General features: G+C 64.2%; 13 protein-coding genes. 5 read left to right on the top strand and 8 right to left on the bottom strand.

What is annotated here, in order from left to right; translation table 11 throughout:
- The gene (locus tag LMTR13_RS31440; protein WP_065731149.1) at positions 1-420 is read right to left on the bottom strand and encodes a YeeE/YedE family protein; all 420 of its coding nucleotides are present in this window, start codon (positions 418-420) and stop codon (positions 1-3) included.
- Between the two features lie 63 nt (positions 421-483).
- A complete protein-coding gene (locus LMTR13_RS31445) occupies positions 484-2745 on the bottom strand; it encodes a fused MFS/spermidine synthase (protein ID WP_065733120.1) in 2262 nt (753 codons plus the stop codon).
- Between the two features lie 294 nt (positions 2746-3039).
- On the opposite strand from LMTR13_RS31445, the gene LMTR13_RS31450 reads away from it, so the two are divergent.
- Together LMTR13_RS31450 and LMTR13_RS31455 are read left to right on the top strand one after the other, a co-directional pair.
- Entirely contained in the window at positions 3040-4641 is a 1602-nt protein-coding gene (locus tag LMTR13_RS31450; RefSeq protein ID WP_065731150.1) for a phytoene desaturase family protein, read from the top strand.
- 263 nt (positions 4642-4904) lie between these two features.
- Positions 4905-5795 carry a 50S ribosomal protein L11 methyltransferase gene (locus LMTR13_RS31455; RefSeq protein WP_065731151.1) on the top strand — a complete coding sequence of 297 codons (891 nt, stop codon included), beginning with the start codon at positions 4905-4907 and terminating at the stop codon, positions 5793-5795.
- Between the two features lie 3 nt (positions 5796-5798).
- Here the strand turns inward: LMTR13_RS31455 and LMTR13_RS31460 are convergent, their stop codons facing one another.
- A complete protein-coding gene (locus LMTR13_RS31460) occupies positions 5799-5987 on the bottom strand; it encodes a hypothetical protein (protein ID WP_065731152.1) in 189 nt (62 codons plus the stop codon).
- 190 nt (positions 5988-6177) lie between these two features.
- Between LMTR13_RS31460 and LMTR13_RS31465 the strand changes: the two genes are divergently transcribed.
- The 3 genes from LMTR13_RS31465 to LMTR13_RS31475 all read left to right on the top strand — a co-directional run bounded on the left by LMTR13_RS31465 (position 6178) and on the right by LMTR13_RS31475 (position 10328).
- Complete coding sequence (locus LMTR13_RS31465; RefSeq protein ID WP_065731153.1) at positions 6178-8013, top strand: aminopeptidase P family protein; 1836 nt, start codon at positions 6178-6180, stop codon at positions 8011-8013.
- A gap of 210 nt (positions 8014-8223) precedes the next feature.
- Positions 8224-9501, top strand: coding sequence for a multidrug effflux MFS transporter (locus tag LMTR13_RS31470; RefSeq protein ID WP_065731154.1), 1278 nt, complete (start codon positions 8224-8226; stop codon positions 9499-9501).
- A 236-nt stretch (positions 9502-9737) separates the two neighbouring features.
- Positions 9738-10328: a WG repeat-containing protein gene (locus LMTR13_RS31475; protein ID WP_065731155.1), complete on the top strand. Its 591-nt coding sequence runs from the start codon at positions 9738-9740 to the stop codon at positions 10326-10328.
- Between the two features lie 194 nt (positions 10329-10522).
- Here the strand turns inward: LMTR13_RS31475 and ligA are convergent, their stop codons facing one another.
- The 5 genes from ligA to ftsZ all read right to left on the bottom strand — a co-directional run bounded on the left by ligA (position 10523) and on the right by ftsZ (position 19096).
- Complete coding sequence (ligA, locus tag LMTR13_RS31480) at positions 10523-12673, bottom strand: NAD-dependent DNA ligase LigA (RefSeq protein WP_065731156.1); 2151 nt, start codon at positions 12671-12673, stop codon at positions 10523-10525.
- Between the two features lie 109 nt (positions 12674-12782).
- Entirely contained in the window at positions 12783-14456 is a 1674-nt protein-coding gene (gene recN, locus LMTR13_RS31485; protein WP_065731157.1) for a DNA repair protein RecN, read from the bottom strand.
- 281 nt (positions 14457-14737) lie between these two features.
- Positions 14738-15646: an outer membrane protein assembly factor BamD gene (locus LMTR13_RS31490; RefSeq protein ID WP_065731158.1), complete on the bottom strand. Its 909-nt coding sequence runs from the start codon at positions 15644-15646 to the stop codon at positions 14738-14740.
- 352 nt (positions 15647-15998) lie between these two features.
- Complete coding sequence (gene lpxC / locus LMTR13_RS31495) at positions 15999-16958, bottom strand: UDP-3-O-acyl-N-acetylglucosamine deacetylase (RefSeq protein WP_065731159.1); 960 nt, start codon at positions 16956-16958, stop codon at positions 15999-16001.
- 350 nt (positions 16959-17308) lie between these two features.
- Complete coding sequence (gene ftsZ, locus LMTR13_RS31500; RefSeq protein WP_065731160.1) at positions 17309-19096, bottom strand: cell division protein FtsZ; 1788 nt, start codon at positions 19094-19096, stop codon at positions 17309-17311.
- Positions 19097-19166 lie beyond the last annotated feature (70 nt).

The raw sequence follows: 19166 nt of genomic DNA on the forward strand, positions 1-19166 counted from the left end.
TCACAGTACGTGACGGGTGATCGCGACGGTGATAACCGCCGTCACCATGAAGACGATCGTGGCGGCTATGGAGCGTGGGGAAAGCCGCCCTATGCCGCAGATGCCATGACCGGAGGTGCAGCCGCCGCCGAGCCGCGTGCCGAAGCCGACCAGCAGGCCCGCCACGACAATGACGGCCCAACTCATCGGCAGCTTGGGTTGCGCCATTCCGTAACCGATCAGGCCGGCAAGAATAGGCGCCAGAATGAGCCCTGCGACGAAGGCAATGCGCCAGCCCTTGTCCTCGCCGCGCAAGTTCAACAGGCCGCTAAAGATGCCGCTGATCCCGGCGATCCGGCCGGTCGATAGCATCAGCAGCACGGCGGAAAGCCCGATCAGGACGCCGCCGATCGCGGCCGATACGGGAGTGAAATTGGCCATCGTCGCTCCATCGGTTCAGGGCTGACCACGATCATAGCCGCACCCTGCCCGGCTGCAACTCGCCTATTCCTCGCCTTTTCTAAGCCGCCGCCATACCGCGCCCAGCACGTTGGAATAATCGTCGGTCCAGACCCGCTGGTTTTTCCTGGCTTCCGTCAGCGCCCATTGCTCCGACGATGCCAGCTTGCCGACATCGGTCTCTTCCCTCGCCGAGACCACGACCGAGGTCGAGAAGATGTATTCGCTGTCGCGCCCGGAATCCTCGCTGTAGACCCAGCTCTTCAAGTCGTTGGCGTCGGCGATGCCGACGACCACGCTCGACAGTTCGAGATGCCGGTTGGAGACGTGCATCACCACAGCGCCCTGCGGCGCCAGCTTGGACTTGTAGATTTCCATCGCCTCTTCGGTCGCCAGGTGAACCGGGATCGCATCCGACGAATACGCATCGACGATGATCAGGTCATAGACGCCGTCGGGCTCGCGCGCGAAGGTGAGCCGCGCATCGCCGATCACGGGCTGCAGGTTCGGTTCGCAGACCTGGATGTAGGTAAAGTATTTCGGGTCACGCGCGGTATCGACCATGGTCTGGTCGATCTCGAAGAATTTCCAGTCCTCGCCGGGCTCCGAGGCGCAGGTCAGCGTGCCGGAGCCGAGCCCGATCACGGCCACACGCAGCGGCGCGCCCTTGCGTTCTCGGATCGCGGTGATCGCCTGACCGATGCCGCCGCTCTTGTGATAATAGGTGATCGGTTCCGGCTGTCCGGTGACCGGCGTGCCGTCGTCGTTCTTGAATTTCTCGGCGCCGTGGATCGTGGTGCCATGCATCAGCACGTGATACTGGCCGTTCGGCGTCACCACGATCTTGTGGACGCCGAAGAAGCTGCGCACCGTCTCCACCCGGCCGTCATCGGAAGGATAAGCGCGCAGCAGTACCAGCGCCACCGCGACGGTCGCAAAGATCTTCCAGCGGCCGGCGTTGAGCGCGAGCGCCAGCAGTGCCGCCAGCACCCCGACCGCGCCGATCACCCAGACGCGGTGATCTTCGAACCAGTTGAACACTTTTCCGGTCGACCAGGACGGCGCGATCAGCGCCACCGCCAGCACCGCAAGGAACGGCCAGTACCACGCGTTCCAGCGCGGCAAACGTTCGCCGCCGGCCGGGCGGCACAGCGCCGCGAGCGCCAGCAGGATCGGATATTCGGCGACCCATGAGAAGGTGAACGGCGCGATCAGGCCGGCGAACAAGCCGCCGACCATGCCGCCGAACGACAGCGCGACATAGAAGCCGGTGAGGTATTTCGCCGCCGGACGCGTGCGCGCCAGCTCGCCATGGCAGGCCATAGCAATGACGAAGAAGCAGAACTGGTGCCCGCCGAGCGTCAGCAGCAGATTCTGTTCACCGCCGAACGCGAGCAGCACCACGATGCCGGCGATTGCCAGCGGCTGTGCCAGCAGCATCCATTTGTGCGGCAATAGCGGGCGCGACTGGAAGACGAGCACCCAAGTCAAGAGATAAAGCGACAACGGCAGCACCCACAGCAAGGGCGCTGCGGCGACGTCGGTGGAAATATGGGCTGTCACTGCGATCAGCAGCCCCGACGGCACGGCGGCGAGGAATATCCAGCGGGCGCGCAAAATCCATGACGGCGCCGGCACGTCGCTATCGTCTGGCGCCAAGTTCAGTTCCCCCGCCCTCACTGGCGAGCGCAGCAGCAACACCCCGCAGGTAGCAATCAGCACGATCAGGAGGCCATAGCCGCCGGTCCAGATCAGGTTCTGCATGCGCAGCGTGAACATCGGTTCCAGCAGCACCGGATAGGACAACAGCGCCAGGAAGCTGCCGACATTCGAGGAAGCGTAGAGGAAGTACGGATCGGGACCGTTGGGGTGCCCGGTGCGGACGAACCAGGCCTGCAGCAGCGGGTTGTTGGCCGCGAGCGCGAAGAACGGCAGGCCGATCGACACGGCAAAGAGGCCGAGCAGCCAGAGCGCATAGCCTGAATTCGGCGGATCGCCCCACCCGCTCGCGATCGACAGCGGCATCGTCAGCATCGCAACTGCAAGCAGCAATAGATGGACCGCTACCGGAATCGTGCGATTACGGATCTGCATCAGAAAATGCGCATAGGCGTAGCCGCCGAGCAGCAGCGACTGGAAGAACACCATCGCCACCGACCAGACCGCCGGCGAGCCGCCGAGCCGCGGCAGCACCATTTTGGTGAACAGGGGTTGCACCGAAAACAGTAACAGCGCACTGACGAAGATCGCAGCAGTATAAACGACCAGCACCAGCCGGTTTCGCGAGGCAGACGGCTCAGAAATCATGAAAGCTCCGGCTTGAACCCGGCGGGAGCCGGCGGCGAGCATTCCGGCAGGTTGTGCCGGAAGCGCAGATAGGAGCATATGGCAACATGGCTAGCAAGAAACCGCAGGCTTGACGGAACGCTGATTGAGCGCGACAGCACGTGTGTTTGAGATGTCATTCTGGGGCGATGCGAGACATCGAACCAGGGTATGCCATTGCATATCCGAGAATCTCGAGATTTCCGGGTGTGGTCTGGTCCTTCGGACCATCCCGGAATGACGAGCCCATGCTAATCAAACCTTCTTGAAGCGGACATGAGCGAAACCGAAATCGTCATCATCGGTGCGGGGCATAACGGCCTCACCTGCGCGGCCTATCTGGCGATGGCCGGCCTGCGCGTGAAAGTGGTCGAGCGCCGCAAGACGGTCGGCGGCGCCGCAGTGACCGAGGAATTCCATCCCGGTTTCCGCAATTCGGTGGCCGCCTATACCGTCAGCCTGCTCAACCCGCAGATATCAGCCGACCTGAAGCTTGCCGAACACGGCCTGCGCATCGTCGAGCGCCGAGCACAGAATTTTCTGCCCGCCCCCGGCGGCAGCTTTCTCCTGACCGGCGAGGGCCGCACCCGGCAATCGGTGGCAAAACTCAGCGAGCGCGATGCCGTCACGATTGAGGCCTTCTCGCGCGAACTGGAAGCCATCGCCGATGTGCTCCGGCAATTCGTGCTGCGTGCGCCGCCGAACCTCGTCGAGGGTTTTGGGATCGGCGCGATCCGCGAGGCCTTCAACGCAGTCGGCACGGCCGGCATCCTACGCAAGCTCTCGCTCGAACAGCAGCGCAGTCTGCTCGACCTGTTCACGCGTTCGGCCGGCGAAATGCTGGACGAGCGTTTCGAGAACGACCTGGTGAAAGCGCTGTTCGGCTTCGACGCCATCGTCGGCAATTACGCCAGTCCCTACGCCGCCGGCTCCGCCTACGTGATGCTGCACCACGCATTCGGCGAGGTGAACGGCAAGAAGGGAGTATGGGGCCACGCCATCGGCGGCATGGGCGCGATCACGCAAGCGATGGCGCGTGCCGCGCGGGCGCATGGCGCCGAGATCGAAACGGAAGCCGGCGTGCGCGAGGTGATCGTCGAGGGTGGGCGCGCGATTGGCGTCATCCTCGACAATGGCGAGACCGTCCGCGCGAAGTACGTCGTCTCCGGCGTCAATCCGAAATTGCTGTATACGCGGCTCGTGCCGTCGGGCGCGCTGACGCCGGAATTCCTCGAACGCATCGCGCGCTGGCGCAACGCCTCCGGCACGTTCCGGATGAATGTCGCGCTGAACGCGCTGCCTTCCTTCACTGCCCTTCCCGGCGCCGGCGATCATCTCACCGCCGGCATCATTCTCGCGCCCAGCCTCGGTTACATGGATCGCGCCTGGCAGGACGCGCGAGAGCATGGCTGGAGCCGCGAGCCGGTGGTGGAAATGTTGATCCCCTCGACGCTCGACGATTCCCTCGCGCCGGACGGCCAGCATGTCGCGAGCCTGTTCTGCCAGCACGTCGCGCCAGAATTGCCGGAAGGAAGGTCATGGGACGATCACCGCGAGGAAGTCGCCGACCTCATGGTCGCGACGGTGGATAGATATGCACCGGGCTTTGGGACAAGCGTGATCGGCCGCCAGGTGCTGTCGCCGCTCGACCTCGAGCGGCAGTTCGGCCTGCTCGGCGGCGACATCTTTCACGGCGCACTGACGCTAAACCAATTGTTCTCGGCGCGGCCGATGCTGGGCTATGCCGATTATCGCGGGCCGCTGAAGGGCCTCTACCATTGCGGTTCGGGCGCGCATCCCGGCGGCGGCGTCACCGGCGCCCCCGGCCACAACGCCGCGAAGGTGATCCTGGGCGATCACCGCGCCCTGTTCAGGTAGCCAGAACGCAGTGGACAATGTGGGTAAAGCCGGTGGGCAACGACGGAAGAAGCCTGTGGATTGCCTGTTGATAACCCGTGGTAACTGCTGTGGAAGATCTCGGTATGCGTCCGTCGATAGCCGGTTGGTAATTTCCCAGTTCGGCTGTGGATAGGCGGTGGAACCATGCACCTTTTCCGAGTAGTCCGACATGAAACTTGCTCAAATTTGAACGAAACGCCCATACCCGATCGTATCCTTTCCCGCTTTCGCCAGGTCCTTCAATGACTTCCCTCGCCCCTACACATCGCGTCCATTTCGCTGTCGGCGACGAGCACACGGCTAAAGGCGTCGTCGACGTCCTGACCGAAGTTTTTTTTGAGGGCCAGGCCGCGATCGCCGCATTCGAACGGCCGGATGGCCGATGGGACGTTACGGTGCATTTTGCCGCGCCGCCCGATCAGACGCTGGTCCGCGAACTGGTGGCCAATGCGGCCGGCGCGGAAATCGCAGCCGGCATCGCCTTCGACACGGTCGAAGCCAAGGATTGGGTCAAGGCCAGCCTCGAAGACCTCGTACCGGTGGCTGCCGGACGCTTCGTGGTCCACGGCCAGCATGACCGCGACAGGATCGCCCCCAACAAGGTCGGCATCGAGATCGAGGCGGCGCTGGCCTTCGGCACCGGCCACCACGGCACCACGCGCGGCTGCCTGCTGCTGCTCGATCATGTCCTGAAAGCCTGGCGCCCGCGCCGCGTGCTCGATCTCGGCACCGGCAGCGGCGTGCTGGCGATTGCGGCGGCGAAGGCGCTGCACGAAAGGATACTGGCAAGCGATATCGATCCGCCCTCGGTGCGGGTCGCGCGCGACAATGCGCGGCTGAACGTATCGGGGCATCTGGTGCGGGCGGTCCGCGCCACCGGATTCTCGGCGCCGCAATTTGCAGAAGCCGCGCCGTTCGATCTGGTGCTGGCGAATATTCTGGCCAATCCATTGCGGCAACTGGCAGGGCCGATGGCACGGCATCTGGCGCCGTCGGCGCTGGTCATTCTCTCAGGGCTCCTGACGCATCAGGCGCCCGCCGTCATCGCCGCCTATCGCGCCCGCGGGCTGGTGCCGGTACGGCACCTGCGCATCGAAGGCTGGAGCAGCCTCCTGCTGCGCAAGGTGAACTAGAATCTAATCGGCTGGCTTGTGCCGGTTGCGGGCGATGACGCCCTTCTCTTGCTTCAACGACCGCTTGACGCGCGCTTCCGCGAACCGGTCGAGTATCTGAACGATGACGCCGCGCTGCTTCTTGTTGGCGACGGGCGGGACCGGGCCGCGGCGGTCCGGCGGCGAAATCTTCTCAAACGTGAAAGCAGGCATGGTGTATCCCCTCTTCGTTGAGTTGGAACACTCCTGGAGCTCTCTCCCGGTATCTTTGAGCTGAACGGCTACACCGCAACCGCTCCGTCCGACTAGCGCGGACGGACATATTGGAGCACAGATTATGCCAAATTGTGGCCGGTACCGCCAGATTGCGGACTGCTCCACCCAACCCTAAAGTGACCAGGCGATGTTCGAAGCCCATTTCCAGACATTCGAAGAACCCGAAGGCGGCGTGGCGCTGACCGCGCGGCTGGCCCGCTTCCGCGAGGAGCTGGCACGGCGGAAGCTGACGGGATTCGTGGTTCCGCGCGCCGATCAGCAGCAAAACGAATACGTCCCGGCCTCCGAAGAGCGCCTGGCCTGGCTGACCGGCTTCACTGGTTCGGCCGGCACGGCGATCGTCCTGACGCGCGAGGCCGCCGTTTTCGTCGATGGCCGTTACACGCTGCAGGCCGCCAAGCAGGTCGACCGCAAGGCCTGGCAGATCGAGCCGCTGGCCGATCCGCCACCGGAGCACTGGCTGACCAAGCACCTTGCGGCCGGCGACCGCCTCGGTTTCGACCCGTGGCTGCACACTTCGGCGGCAGCCGAGCGTCTGGCCGCTGCCTGCACCAAGGCGGGCGCGGAGCTGATTGCGGTCGAGAGCAACCCGCTGGATTCGATCTGGACCGAGCGCCCGGCCCCGCCGCTCGGCCGCGTCGCCACGCACGGCGTGCAGTTTTCCGGCGAGATCGAGGCCGAAAAACTCAAGCGCATCCGGCTGGAGATCAACAAGCTCGGCGTCGATGCGCTGGTGCTGTCGGACAGCCACGCGGTGGCCTGGACCTTCAACATTCGCGGCGCCGACGTCTCGCATACGCCGCTGCCTTTGTCCTACGCGCTGGTGCCGAAGGACGGCCGCCCTACCATCTTCATCGACCATCGCAAGCTTTCCAACCTGACGCGCGACCATCTCGAACAATCCGCCGACGTCCGGGAGCCCGACGGGTTGGTGCCTGAACTGACCGAGCTTGCGCGCAGCGGCGCCGCGATCGCCCTCGACAACGCCACCGCGGCGGACGCGCTGAGCCGGCTGATCGCGAGCGCCGGGGGAAAACCGGTCCGCGGCAACGATCCGGTGAGCCTGTTGAAGGCGGTGAAGAACATCACCGAGATCGAGGGCACGCGGACCGCGCACCAGCGCGACGCGGTGGCGCTGGCGCGCTTCCTCGCCTGGATCGACCGCGAGGCGCCATCGGGTGCGTTGACGGAGATCGACACCGTCGAGGCGCTGGAGACGTTCCGCCGTCAGACCTGCGCGCTGAAGGACGTTTCGTTTCCGACCATCGCCGGCACCGGGCCGAACGGCGCCATTGTGCATTACCGCGTCACCCGCAAGAGCAACCGGCGGATTTCGCCGGGCGATCTGCTGCTGATCGATTCTGGCGCGCAGTACGAGGACGGCACTACCGACGTCACCCGTACGATTGCGATCGGCAATCCCACCGACGAAATGCGCGATCGCTTCACCCGCGTGTTGCGCGGACACATCGCGATCGCCCGCGCAATTTTTCCCGACGGCACCACCGGCGCGCAGCTCGATTCCTTTGCGCGGCAATTCCTCTGGCAGGCCGGCCTCGATTTCGAGCACGGCACCGGACACGGCGTCGGCAGCTATCTTTCGGTGCATGAAGGCCCGGCGCGCATCTCGAAGCTCGGCACCACGCCCTTGAAGCGCGGCATGATCCTCTCCAACGAGCCCGGCTACTACAAGACCGATGCCTACGGCATCCGGATCGAGAACCTCGAACTCGTCATCGGCACCGATGTACCCGGCGCCGAGAAGCCGGTGAACGCGTTCGAGACGCTGACGCTGGCGCCGATCGACCGCCGCCTGATCGACGTGAACATGCTGAGCGCGACGGAGCTGAAATGGCTCAACGACTACCACGAACGCGTCAACCGCGCGGTGCGCCCGCACCTCGACGACAACGCCACGAAGCTGTGGCTGGATGAGGCGACGGCGGCGATGCTGCCGCTTTGATCGTTGACTAAAGCCGTGGCCCCGCGCCTCCTACAGCGATACGGCGCGGGCGCCGGACACAAAATCGCGAAAACAACCCCATGCACAGTAGAATCCAGCGGCCCGGCCTCGTACCCGCCTCCCCAATTCAGCATGGCCGCATGCCGAAACGTCCCTGTTCGCGCCGAACCACCACGCTACAGTCGATTCAACCAATAGGATCGGAACTGAATGCACGGCGTCGCGGGCAAGCCGCCCGACGCGGCGGCGAATGCCGTCGCGACCTCGAAGATCATGCTGCTGATGCTGGTCGCCATGACCGGCGTCGCGCCGATCTCGCTCTACATGCTGGTGCCGGCGCTGCCCGTGCTGGCAACGACGTTCGGCGGCGATATCTCCATCGCACAGATGACGGTGTCGCTTTACATGGTCGGCATCGCCTGCTCGCAGCTCATCATGGGGCCGCTGTCGGACAAGTTCGGACGCCGCCCGGTGCTGCTCGCGGGCCTTGCCCTGATGGTGGCGGCGAGCGTCGGCTGCTCGCTGGCGCAGACGCTGCCGCAACTGATTGCCGCACGTTTCCTGCAGGCGCTCGGCGGCGCGACCGGCATGGTGGTGAGCCGCGCCATCATTCGCGACCTCTACGGCCGCGACCGCATCAGCTCCATGATCAGCCTCGTGATCGCCGTCATGATGATGGCGCAGATGCTCAGCGCGCTGGTCGGCGGCCTGCTTGAGACCGCGTTCGGCTGGCGCGCCATCTTCTATTTCATCACGGCGGCGTCGCTCAGCGTCGCGGTGCTGATCGCGCTGGCGCTGCCGGAGACGCGCGGCGAACGCAGCGAGAGCAGCAGCTTCCGCGGCGACGTCGGCAAGCTGATCCGCAACCGCGCCTTCATCGGCTATGTGCTGTGCCAGGTGCTGGCTTCCCAGATCATTTTCATGTTCGCCGGCGGCGGACCTTACATCGTGGTGACGCAGATGGGCCGAACCACGGCCGAATACGGCGCGTGGTTCGCGACGACGGGATTTGCGTATCTGATCGGCAATTTGTTCTGCGTTCGCTTCGCGCCGCGGCATTCACTGGAGAAGCTGATCTGGTTCGGGCTCGCCGTGCAATTCGCCGGCAGCCTGCTGAACCTCGTCTGGAGCATTGCCGGGATCAACCAGGCGCCGCTCTGGCTGTTCGGCACCCAGATGATCGTGATGGTCGCCAACGCTTTCGTGATGAACAATGCCGCGGCCGGCGCCATCAGCGCCCGTCCCGAGGCCGCCGGCACCGCCTCGGGCGCGATGGGTTTTCTGCAGCAGGGCCTCGGCGCGCTGGTCTCGCAATTCGGCGCCTATCTCGGCGGCCACTCCACCACCACGCTGCCGCTGACGGCGGCGATCTTCGCACTCTCGATCGCGTGTGCCTCGGCGATGTTCTTCCTCGTGCCGCGGCGAAACGTCGTGGTGAGCGAGGAGCTGGTGAAGAAGGCGGAGGAGGAAGACTCGCGGATGTTGTGAGCCCCCGTCACTCCGGGGCGGCTCGAAGAGCCGAACTATGGTGCGCAATTGCGCCCCTGAGAATCTCGAGATTCCCCGGTGCGCAATTGCGCACCTGAGGTCTGGTCCTTCGGACCATCCCGGAACGACGGCGCCAGAACGGTCATATAATGCTTCGCCCGTCATTGCGAGCGATAACAGGCTCCGCGAAGCACGCCCTACTTTCTTACGCCGCAATGGATTGCTTGGCTGGCATCATGCCTGATTTTCTCAAAATTGTTGCGCTCGGCGCGCTGCTTGCGCTCTCGTCCAAGCCGCTTCTCGCAAGCGATCAGGGCGCGGCCGCGCCGGCGGCCTTCGATTGCTGGGAGCCGGAGCGCATTTTCAAGCAGTGTGCGGCGATGGGCCCCGACGGGCGGCCGCGCCTGAAGCGATCCTATCTGGCTCGACTTCGATATGACCGTGATGGGCTGGCCTCCGTCTTGCTAATGGGTGGGCCTGACACACGCGAAAGCCAATGGTTCTACGTTCGACGTGGCGTCATCCCGGTTCCGGTTGAATCAATGGACAACGGCCCCGACTATTTCGAGGATGGTCTTGCGCGGTCGCGGGTCGGAGGCAAGATTGGCTACATCGATCGCAAACTCAATCTCGTGATCCCAGCGGAGTATGACGGAGCCTATCCATTCAAGGATGGAGTTGCTGTCGTCTGCACGGCCTGCACGATTGCCGGCGAAGGTGAGCATAGCTGGTACGAGGGCGGGCAATGGGGACGCATCGACCGCAAGGGACGCGTGGTTTCGCCCTTCCGGCCGTGGGAGAAAGGTAAGCGCCTCGAATTCGACTGAGGGCTGGACGTCTGCGAAGAATTGATCGAGCAGGCGAAGTAATGCGCGACGTCAGCGCTCCACACTCTGGTGTCATCGCACGCGAAGGCGGGCGATCCAGTACACCGCGGCTTCTCCATCTATAACCAATGTGTCTGGAATACTGGTTCACCCGCTTTCGCGGGTGACGACAGCGGAGTGTGTCGCGCGCTTCCTCACTCCCCGATCAGCTTCAGCCACTCGTCCTCGGTCAGCACCGGCACGCCGTGCTTCTTGGCCTCCGCGAGTTTTGAACCCGCCCCTGGCCCTGCGACGACGTAATCCGTCTTCTTCGACACCGAACCCGCAGCCTTTGCGCCCAGCCGCTCAGCGGTGGCCTTGGCTTCGTCCCGCGTCATCTTTTCCAGCGAGCCGGTGAACACCACGGTCTTGCCGGCGACGGCCGAATTGCTCTTGGGCTTTTCGGCGTCGATGATCTCGTTGAGCTCCTTGACCAGGCGCTCGACGATGCCGCGGTTATGGCTTTCGCCGAAATAGGCGGCGACGCTCTTGATCACGGTGTCGCCGATCTGGTCGAGCGCATCCATCTCGGCAATGGTTTCCTCGTCGCCCTTGGCGACCTTGAGGCAGGCATCGTGGAAGGCATCCCACGAACCGTAGCCGCGCGCGAGCGCAAGCGCCGTGGTCTCGCCGACATGGCGCATGCCGAGCGCATAGATGAAGCGTTCCAGGGAGATGCGGCGGCGGCTGTCGATCGCCGCAAACAGGTTGCGCACCGAGGTTTCGCCATAGCCCTCTATTTCTTCGAGCTTCAGCTTGGCGTTGCGTTTTGGCAGCGTAAAGATATCGGCCGGCTCCCGCACCCATTCGCGGTCGAAGAAGTACTGGAGCTGCTTCTCGCCGAGCCCGTCGATGTCGAAGGCCCGGCGCGACACGAACAGCTTCAAGTGCTCGATCTTCTGGAACGGACAGGCGAACTCGCCGGTACAGCGGGCGCGCGAGCCTTCTTCGCCGGTCGCGGTCTCCTCGCGCACCACGTCGGTATGCAACGGGCACGGGCACTTCTTCGGGAAATGAAATTCCTTTGCGTCCTTCGGCCGCTTGTCGATGACGACATCGACCACCTGCGGGATCACATCGCCGGCGCGCTGGATCACGACGGTGTCGCCGAGCCTGATGTCACGGCCCTCGCGCAGCACTTCGCCCTTGTTGCCGATACCCTTGATGTAGTCCTCATTGTGCAGCGTGACGTTCTGCACAATGACGCCGCCGACGCCGACCGGCTCGAGCTTGCCGACCGGCGTGAACGAACCGGTGCGCCCGACCTGGATCTCGATGTCGCGCAGCACCGTCATGGCCCGCTCGGCGGGGAATTTGTGTGCAATCGCCCAGCGTGGCGTGCGCGAGACGAAGCCGAGCCGCTCCTGCCAGTCGATACGGTCGATCTTGTAGACGACGCCGTCGATATCGTAGTCGAGCTCGCCGCGCTGCTCCTCGATCTGGTGATGGAACGCGATCAGGTGCTCGACGGAGTGGCAAAGTTTTGTCAGCGGATTGGTCTTGAAGCCGCAGCGCTCGAACCAGTGGATCATGCCGGTTTGAGTCTTTTCCGGCATCGCGCTCATCTGGCCCCAGGAATAGGCGAAGAAGCCGAGCGGGCGCGAGGCGGTGATGGAGGGATCCTTCTGACGCAGCGAGCCGGCAGCCGAATTGCGCGGGTTTGCAAAGATGGTGTCGCCTGCGGCCTTCTGCCGCTCGTTCAGCGCGAGGAACGCCTTCTTGGTCATGTAGACCTCGCCGCGCACCTCGCAGACATCAGGAACGTTGCGGCCTTTCAGCTTCTGCGGCACGTCCTCGAGCGTCCGGATATTGGCGGTGACGTCCTCCCCTTCCGCGCCGTCGCCACGGGTGGCGGCAGTGATGAGTTCGCCGCCCTCGTAGCGCAGCGACATCGAGAGCCCGTCGATCTTCGGCTCGGCGGAAAAATCGATCTTGTCGTCGCTTAGCTTGAGAAAGCGCTCGATGCGGCCGATGAAGTCGAGCACGTCCTGCTCGGCGAAGGCGTTGTCGAGCGACAGCATCGGCACCGCATGCCGGACTTTCCTGAAACGGCCCAATGGCGCCGCGCCGATCTTTTGCGACGGCGATTCCGCTGTAACGAGTTCGGGAAACCGCTTTTCGATCGCATTGAAGCGCTGCCGCAAGGCGTCGTATTCGGCATCGCTGATGCTGGGCGCATCTTCCTGATAATAGCGCCTGTCGTGCCCTTCGAGCTCCAGCGCCAGCCGCATGTGCTCGACCTTGGCCTGGGCCGTGGTGAGTTTGGCGACGTCGGTGGGGGTTTTTGTTTTCGCTGTCTTGGCCATGTAGGTTGAATACGACGAACGTCGCTCGGAGAAAAGGCGGTGGCGGATATCGTTCCCCGGCTCTGCGGCGCAGCGTTTCACGCTGCACCGCGTCCGGGACACGAGCAGATCACGCCGTGGCCGCCCTTAACAGCCGCTCCGCCGCCGCCCGCGCCTCGGCGGTGATCTCCGCCCCTGCCAGCATGCGGGCGATTTCCTCGCGGCGGTGGTCGGCGGCGAGGGCGTTGACGCGGGTGGCGACGCGCTTGCCCTTGTCGAGCGCGTCCTTGGAAATCAAAAGATGCTGATTCGCCCTTGCGGCGACCTGCGGCGCATGCGTCACGGCCATCACCTGGACCTGGCCGGCGAGCCGCGACAACCGCGCGCCGATCGCATCCGCGACCGCGCCGCCGACTCCGGTATCGATTTCGTCGAACACCAGCGTGGGCGCGGAGCCGCGATCGGACAGCACCACTTTGAGCGCCAGCAGGAACCGCGACAGCTCGCCGCCGGAGGCGACCTTCATCAGCGGTCCCGGTTTTGTCCCCGGATTGGTCTGTACCCAGAACTCGACGCGATCGATGCCTTGCGGCCCCGGCGCATTCGCATCGGTTTCGACCTGCGTCATGAACTTCGCGCGATCGAGTTTCAACGGCGCCAGTTCGGCGTTGACGGCCTTGTTGAGTTTTTCGGCGGATTTGCTGCGGGCTGCCGACAGCTTCGCCGCCGCCGCACCGTAGCGCTGGTCGGCCTCGGCAGAAGCCGCTTCCAGCTTCTTCAGCCGATCGGCGCCGGCGTCGATCAGTGCGACATCGGAGACAAATTTGGCGGCCAGTGCCGCCAGTCCATCCACCGGCGTGGAGTATTTGCGCGAGGCGGCGCGCAGCGCAAACAGCCGCTCCTCGATGCGCTCGAGCTCGGCCGGATCGAAATCGGCCGCGATTAGGGCGGCGCTGAGATGTTGATCGGCCTCTTCCAGCGCGTTGATGGCGATGTCGATCGCCTTCACCGCCGGCTCGACCAGCGCCGGCGAATTGGCGGCGCGGCGCTCGAGGCGGCGCACGGCGGCCGCCAGCGCGGGCACCGGCGAGTTGTGGCCGCCGACAGCCTCCTGCGCCTCGCGCAGGTCGCTGGCGATCTTCTCGCCCTGCATCATGGTGGTGCGGCGTTCGGCGAGCGCCGTCTCCTCGCCATCCTTCGGCTTCAGCACTTTGAGCTCGTCGGCGGCGTGGCGCAGATAATCCGCCTCGCGGGCGGCGCGCTCCATGCTGGCGCGATGCTCGTCGAGCGTCTGGTTGGCGGTGCGCCGCGCCTCCCACAGCGTCTCCAGCGCCGCGACCTCTTTCTCCAGCCCGGCAAACGCATCGAGCAACTGCCGGTGCGTCGAGGCGTCGACCAGCGCGCGCTCGTCATGCTGGCCGTGAATCTCGACCAGCGCCGCCCCGACCGCTTTCAAGGTCTGCACGCTGATCGACTGATCGTTGATGAAGGCGCGGGTGCGGCCGTCGGCAAGCTGCACGCGGCGAAGAATCATCTCCCCGGTGTCGTCGAGGCCGTTCTCGGAAAGGATATTTGTCGCGGGATGGCCCTTGGGAACGTCGAAGGTGGCCGTCACCTGGCCCTGCTCCGCGCCATGGCGGACCAGGCCGGCATCGCCGCGGCCGCCGAGCGCCAGCGCGAAGGCATCGAGCAGGATGGATTTGCCCGCGCCGGTTTCGCCGGTCAGCACCGCGAGGCCGCGGGAGAATTCGATATCGAGCCGTTCGATCAGGACGATGTCACGGATCGACAGACGCGCCAGCATGCGAAGTAAATTCCTAGTGGTCCGGTTCTAACATTCGCTCCCCGTCCTGGGAGCCACTTTTGCGAATGTTAGAATCAAAAGGACCACTAGCAAATATCAAGCTGGTAGTGGAGCTTTATGGATTTGACATTCGCTTCACGAAGTCGCGGCAAGTATCGAGCGAATGTCAAATCCGCCCCCCTAGAGCATGCTTCAACTGAGTTGAATCATGTTCGTCGGTCATCTTCTTGTTTGAGCATGATCTTTTCGGAAAACCGGCGCCCACTTTTCCGGATCATGCTCTACCCGAGACCCAACTTCTTGAAGGCCCTGGAAATGTAGGAACCCTTGTTCTCGCTCGGCTCGAGACCGCCCGACTTTACAAGATTATAGGCGTCCTTGTACCAGCGGCTGTCAGGAAAATTGTGCCCAAGTACGGCCGCCGCCGTCTGCGCCTCGCCGACGATTCCGATCGCCATATAGGCTTCGGTGAGCCGCGCCAGCGCTTCCTCGACATGCCGCGTGGTCTGGTAGCGGGTGACCACGGTCTTGAAGCGGTTGATGGCGGCGGTGTAGTCGCGCCGTTCCATGTAGTAGCGGCCGACGTCCATTTCCTTGCCGGCGAGCTGGTCGCGCGCGCCTTCGAGCTTGGCCTTGGCGGAGTTGGCGTATTCCGAGGTCGGATATTTGCGAATCACCTCTTCGAGCGCCGCGATCGCCTTTTCGGTGCGGCCCTGGTCGCGGGAGATGTCCGGGATCTGGTCGTAATGCGAGGCCGCGATCAGATATTGCGCGTAGGCCGCGTCGGCACTGCCGGGATGCAGCGTGACGTAACGCGTCGCGGCGCCGATGCAGCTATCGTAATCGCCGGCATTGTAGAAGGAATAGGCCGACATCAGGAGCGATTTGCGCGCCCAGTCGGAATAAGGATGCTGGCGGTCGACTTCTTCGAACTTCTTCGATGCCGCCTTCAGATCCTTGCGCTGGTTCATCAGGTACAAGCCCTCATTGTAGAGCTTGTCCGCGGGCTCCTCGTTGAAGGTGTCGTCCTTGGCGGTGAACTTGTCCCACAGTGCGCCCGTGCCGCAACCGCTCAAGGGAATCGCGAGCGCAATCAGGCCAGCCGCCAGCCGCAGCGACCGTGCGGCGCGAGCGAAGCTGGAGCGCCCGAGTGATTTGCGTGGTTCGAGCGTCATACGCTGTGCCGACATGGAATCTGTGACCTGACGCCTTTGATGCGGCTAATGACTGAGGCCGCCCGTCCATGAACCGCGGTCATGGATGCCATAATTTCCCCTACCCCAAATTCCCAGAGCCCAACGCGTTTGTGCCCAAGTGTTTTTGTGCCCAAGTGTTCAAGAGCCTGTGGGGCTTTGTCATGCAGCCGCAGGTCTCTGTAGCCGAAAAATGGTCCTCGACCAACCGAATACGCAGCCAATTCGCCCGGATTAAGGCGGCTGAACGGCGTCCTTAGCAATTGTGGTTACTACGGAAAACGCGCGTGTACGGCCCGAAAAGGCCAGCATTTCGGAAAGCCAAAATCAGCCGATTTCGCAAGCAAAATCAGGAAACGTCGGGACCATAGGCCGGGGCAATCATGCCGCCCACCATGCCCGCGCCGGCCTCGACATGGGCGCGGGGACGGCGTGCCGGTTCGGCCTCGACCACCCGCCAGGCGCTGCGATCGGCCAACAGGGCAGTCAGCACGGCGTGGTTCAGCTTGTGGCCGCCACGTACCGACCGGTAGGCGCCGAGCAGCGGCAAACCAGCCAGGGTAAGATCGCCAACCGCATCCAGCGCCTTGTGGCGGGCGCACTCGTCGCTGAAGCGCAGCCCTTCGGTGTTGAGCAGACGGGCTTCGTCGAACACCACCGTATTCTCAAACGAGGCGCCACGCGCAAAACCGGCGCTCCAAAGCCGCGCGACGTTATTCATGAAGCCAAAGGTCCGGGCGCGGGAAATCTCGCGGCGGAAGCTTTCGGGGTTGAGATCGATGGAATATTTCTGGCAGCCGATCATGGCGTTATCGAAATCGATCTCGACCTCGACGCGGAACCCGTTCGCATGTGGGCGCAACTCGCCAAAACTGTCGCCGATTGCGATCTGCACCGGCTTCAGCACCTGAATGAAGCGGCGGGAAGCTGACTGGGTGACGATGCCGGCCTGATCGATGGCGGCGACGAATGCCGCCGCGCTGCCGTCCATGATCGGAACTTCGGGACCGTCGACTTCGATGATGGCGTTGTCGACACCCATGCCGCGCAGGGCAGCAAGGACATGTTCGGCAGTGGAGACCAGCGGACCTTCGCGGTCGCCAAGAACGGTCGCAAGGTCGGTCGCGGTGACGGATTCCGCGACCGCGGGAACCTCGCGGTCGGCCTCTTCAAGGCCGGTACGGACGAAAATAAAACCCGCATCCACGGGAGCCGGTCCAAGCGTCAGGCTGACAGGTAAACCGGAATGAACGCCAACGCCCGTTACGGTGGCTTGCGACCGAAGCGTGGTTTGGCGGCTGAATTTCATCGATAATTGCCCACTACCCGACTTAACCCAAAGACGGGAACCGCGCGCTAGCGCCGATTCGCGTTCTAGGCATCCCCAAGTCACGGCAGACCATAGTCATTGCCCTAAAGCGCACAACTCACGCTTCTTTACGGATTGTTACCCTATCTCTGCCGCATTCGCGCCAAGGGTTAACCAAATTCCGGCACGGCCGGACGCCGTTCGAGCTGCGATATCCGACCACGAAATGAATAATTAATGATTTAAAATCAGTTGGTTAGCCTGTCTGCCGAATCTGGGCACGGGGCCAAAGAGAAGGGCCTCGGCTGTTCCTGCCGAGGCCCTTTGGATCACTTCGATTGTAACAAATCTCAGTTGGCCTGACGTCGCAGGAAGGCCGGGATATCAAGATGGTCGTCTCCCTGTGGCGTCGGAGCAACAGGTGCCGGACGGCCATGGGCGTCCAGACCCTGCGGCGCCGGACGCTTTGCATACTCCGACACCGGCTCTTGATTCGCCATTTGCTGGGCGACGGTGCGCTGCGGCTTGCGTTCGGGCAACGGCGCCATCGACGGGCCGGAGGAACGTGCCGCGATCGGCGGCTCGGTCTCTTCGTCGCGACGGCCGAGGCCGACATTGGCGAGCCGCTGCAATAGCGACAGCCGGGTCTTCTGCGGATGCTCCTCCTCGGGCTCGCCACGGGCGTGCCGGATTTCGGCCTGCGCCGGCATGGGAAGTTCCTCGAACTTCGGCATCCGTGGCGTACGGGCCGGCGGACGTTCGGCCGCCTGCGGGATGAAGGTCTCGGGCGTCGCCGGCGCCTCCGGCTCGCCGCGGGCGGCCTCCTTGTCCGGGAACAGGGTCGGCTTCTGCGCGATCGGGCGAACCGTGACGTCGCCATAGGACGCCGGCTGAATCGGAGCCTGTTGCGGCGTCTCAACCGCCGCGGCAATCGCAGCAAGCGCCGCACGCTCGACATTGCCGCGCTGCGCCGGCGCAGCGGCAGGTGCCGGAGCAACCGCCTGCGGGGCAGCCGCCGGCTCGAGCTTCTGGGCGCGTTCGGCCAGGCGCGCATTGTCGGCGCGCAGGCGAGCGGTCAGTTCGGCCAGCCGGTTGTCCGGCGAGGACGTCGTGGCAGCGGCGGCCGGGGTGGCGGCGGCGACGGCGGGGGTGCCTGCATTGCGCGCGATCTGCGACTGGTCGATGCCGGTCGCGACCACGGAAACGCGAATGATGCCGTCGAGCGATTCGTCGAACGTGGCGCCGACGATGATGTTGGCATCCTGGTCGACTTCCTCGCGAATCCGCGTGGCGGCTTCGTCGACCTCGAACAGCGTGAGGTCCTTGCCGCCGGTGATCGAGATCAAAAGGCCGCGCGCACCCTTCATCGAGGAATCGTCGATCAGCGGGTTGGCGATCGCGGCTTCGGCCGCGGTCAGCGCGCGCTTCTCGCCGGTCGCCTCGCCGGTGCCCATCATCGCCTTGCCCATTTCCCTCATCACCGCCCTTACGTCGGCGAAGTCGAGATTGATCAGGCCTTCCTTCACCATGAGATCGGTGATGCAGGCGACGCCCGAATAGAGCACCTGGTCGGCCATCGCGAAGGCGTCGGCGAAGGTGGTCTTTTCGTTGGCGACCCGGAACAGGTTCTGGTTCGGAATGATCAGCAGCGTGTCGACCACCTTGTGCAGCTCGGCGATGCCGGACTCGGCGGTGCGCATGCGGCGCTGGCCTTCGAAGTGGAAGGGCTTGGTGACGACGCCGACGGTGAGGATGCCCAAGTCGCGCGCAGTCTTGGCAATCACCGGCGCTGCGCCGGTGCCAGTGCCGCCGCCCATGCCGGCGGTGACGAACACCATGTTGGCGCCCGAGAGATGGTCGCGCAGCTCGTCGATCACTTCCTGCGCCGCCGCCGCGCCGACATCAGGCTGGGACCCCGCGCCGAGGCCCTGCGTCACCTGGGTCCCCATCTGCACGATGCGCTGGGCCTTCGACATGGTCAGCGCCTGCGCGTCGGTGTTGGCGACGACGAAATCGACCCCCTGCAACCCGGCAGTGATCATGTTGTTGACGGCATTGCCGCCTGCTCCACCGACGCCGAAGACGGTAATCCGCGGTTTCAGCTCGCTGATGTCAGGGGGGGTCAGATTGAGTGCCATGGTTGCCTCTCTTACGACGCGCGCGTTGGTTCGCCCCGGCCGGCGGCCGCGGGATTTGGTGAAAATCGTT

This window comes from Bradyrhizobium icense (genome assembly GCF_001693385.1).
Classification (GTDB): Bacteria; Pseudomonadota; Alphaproteobacteria; order Rhizobiales; family Xanthobacteraceae; genus Bradyrhizobium; species Bradyrhizobium icense.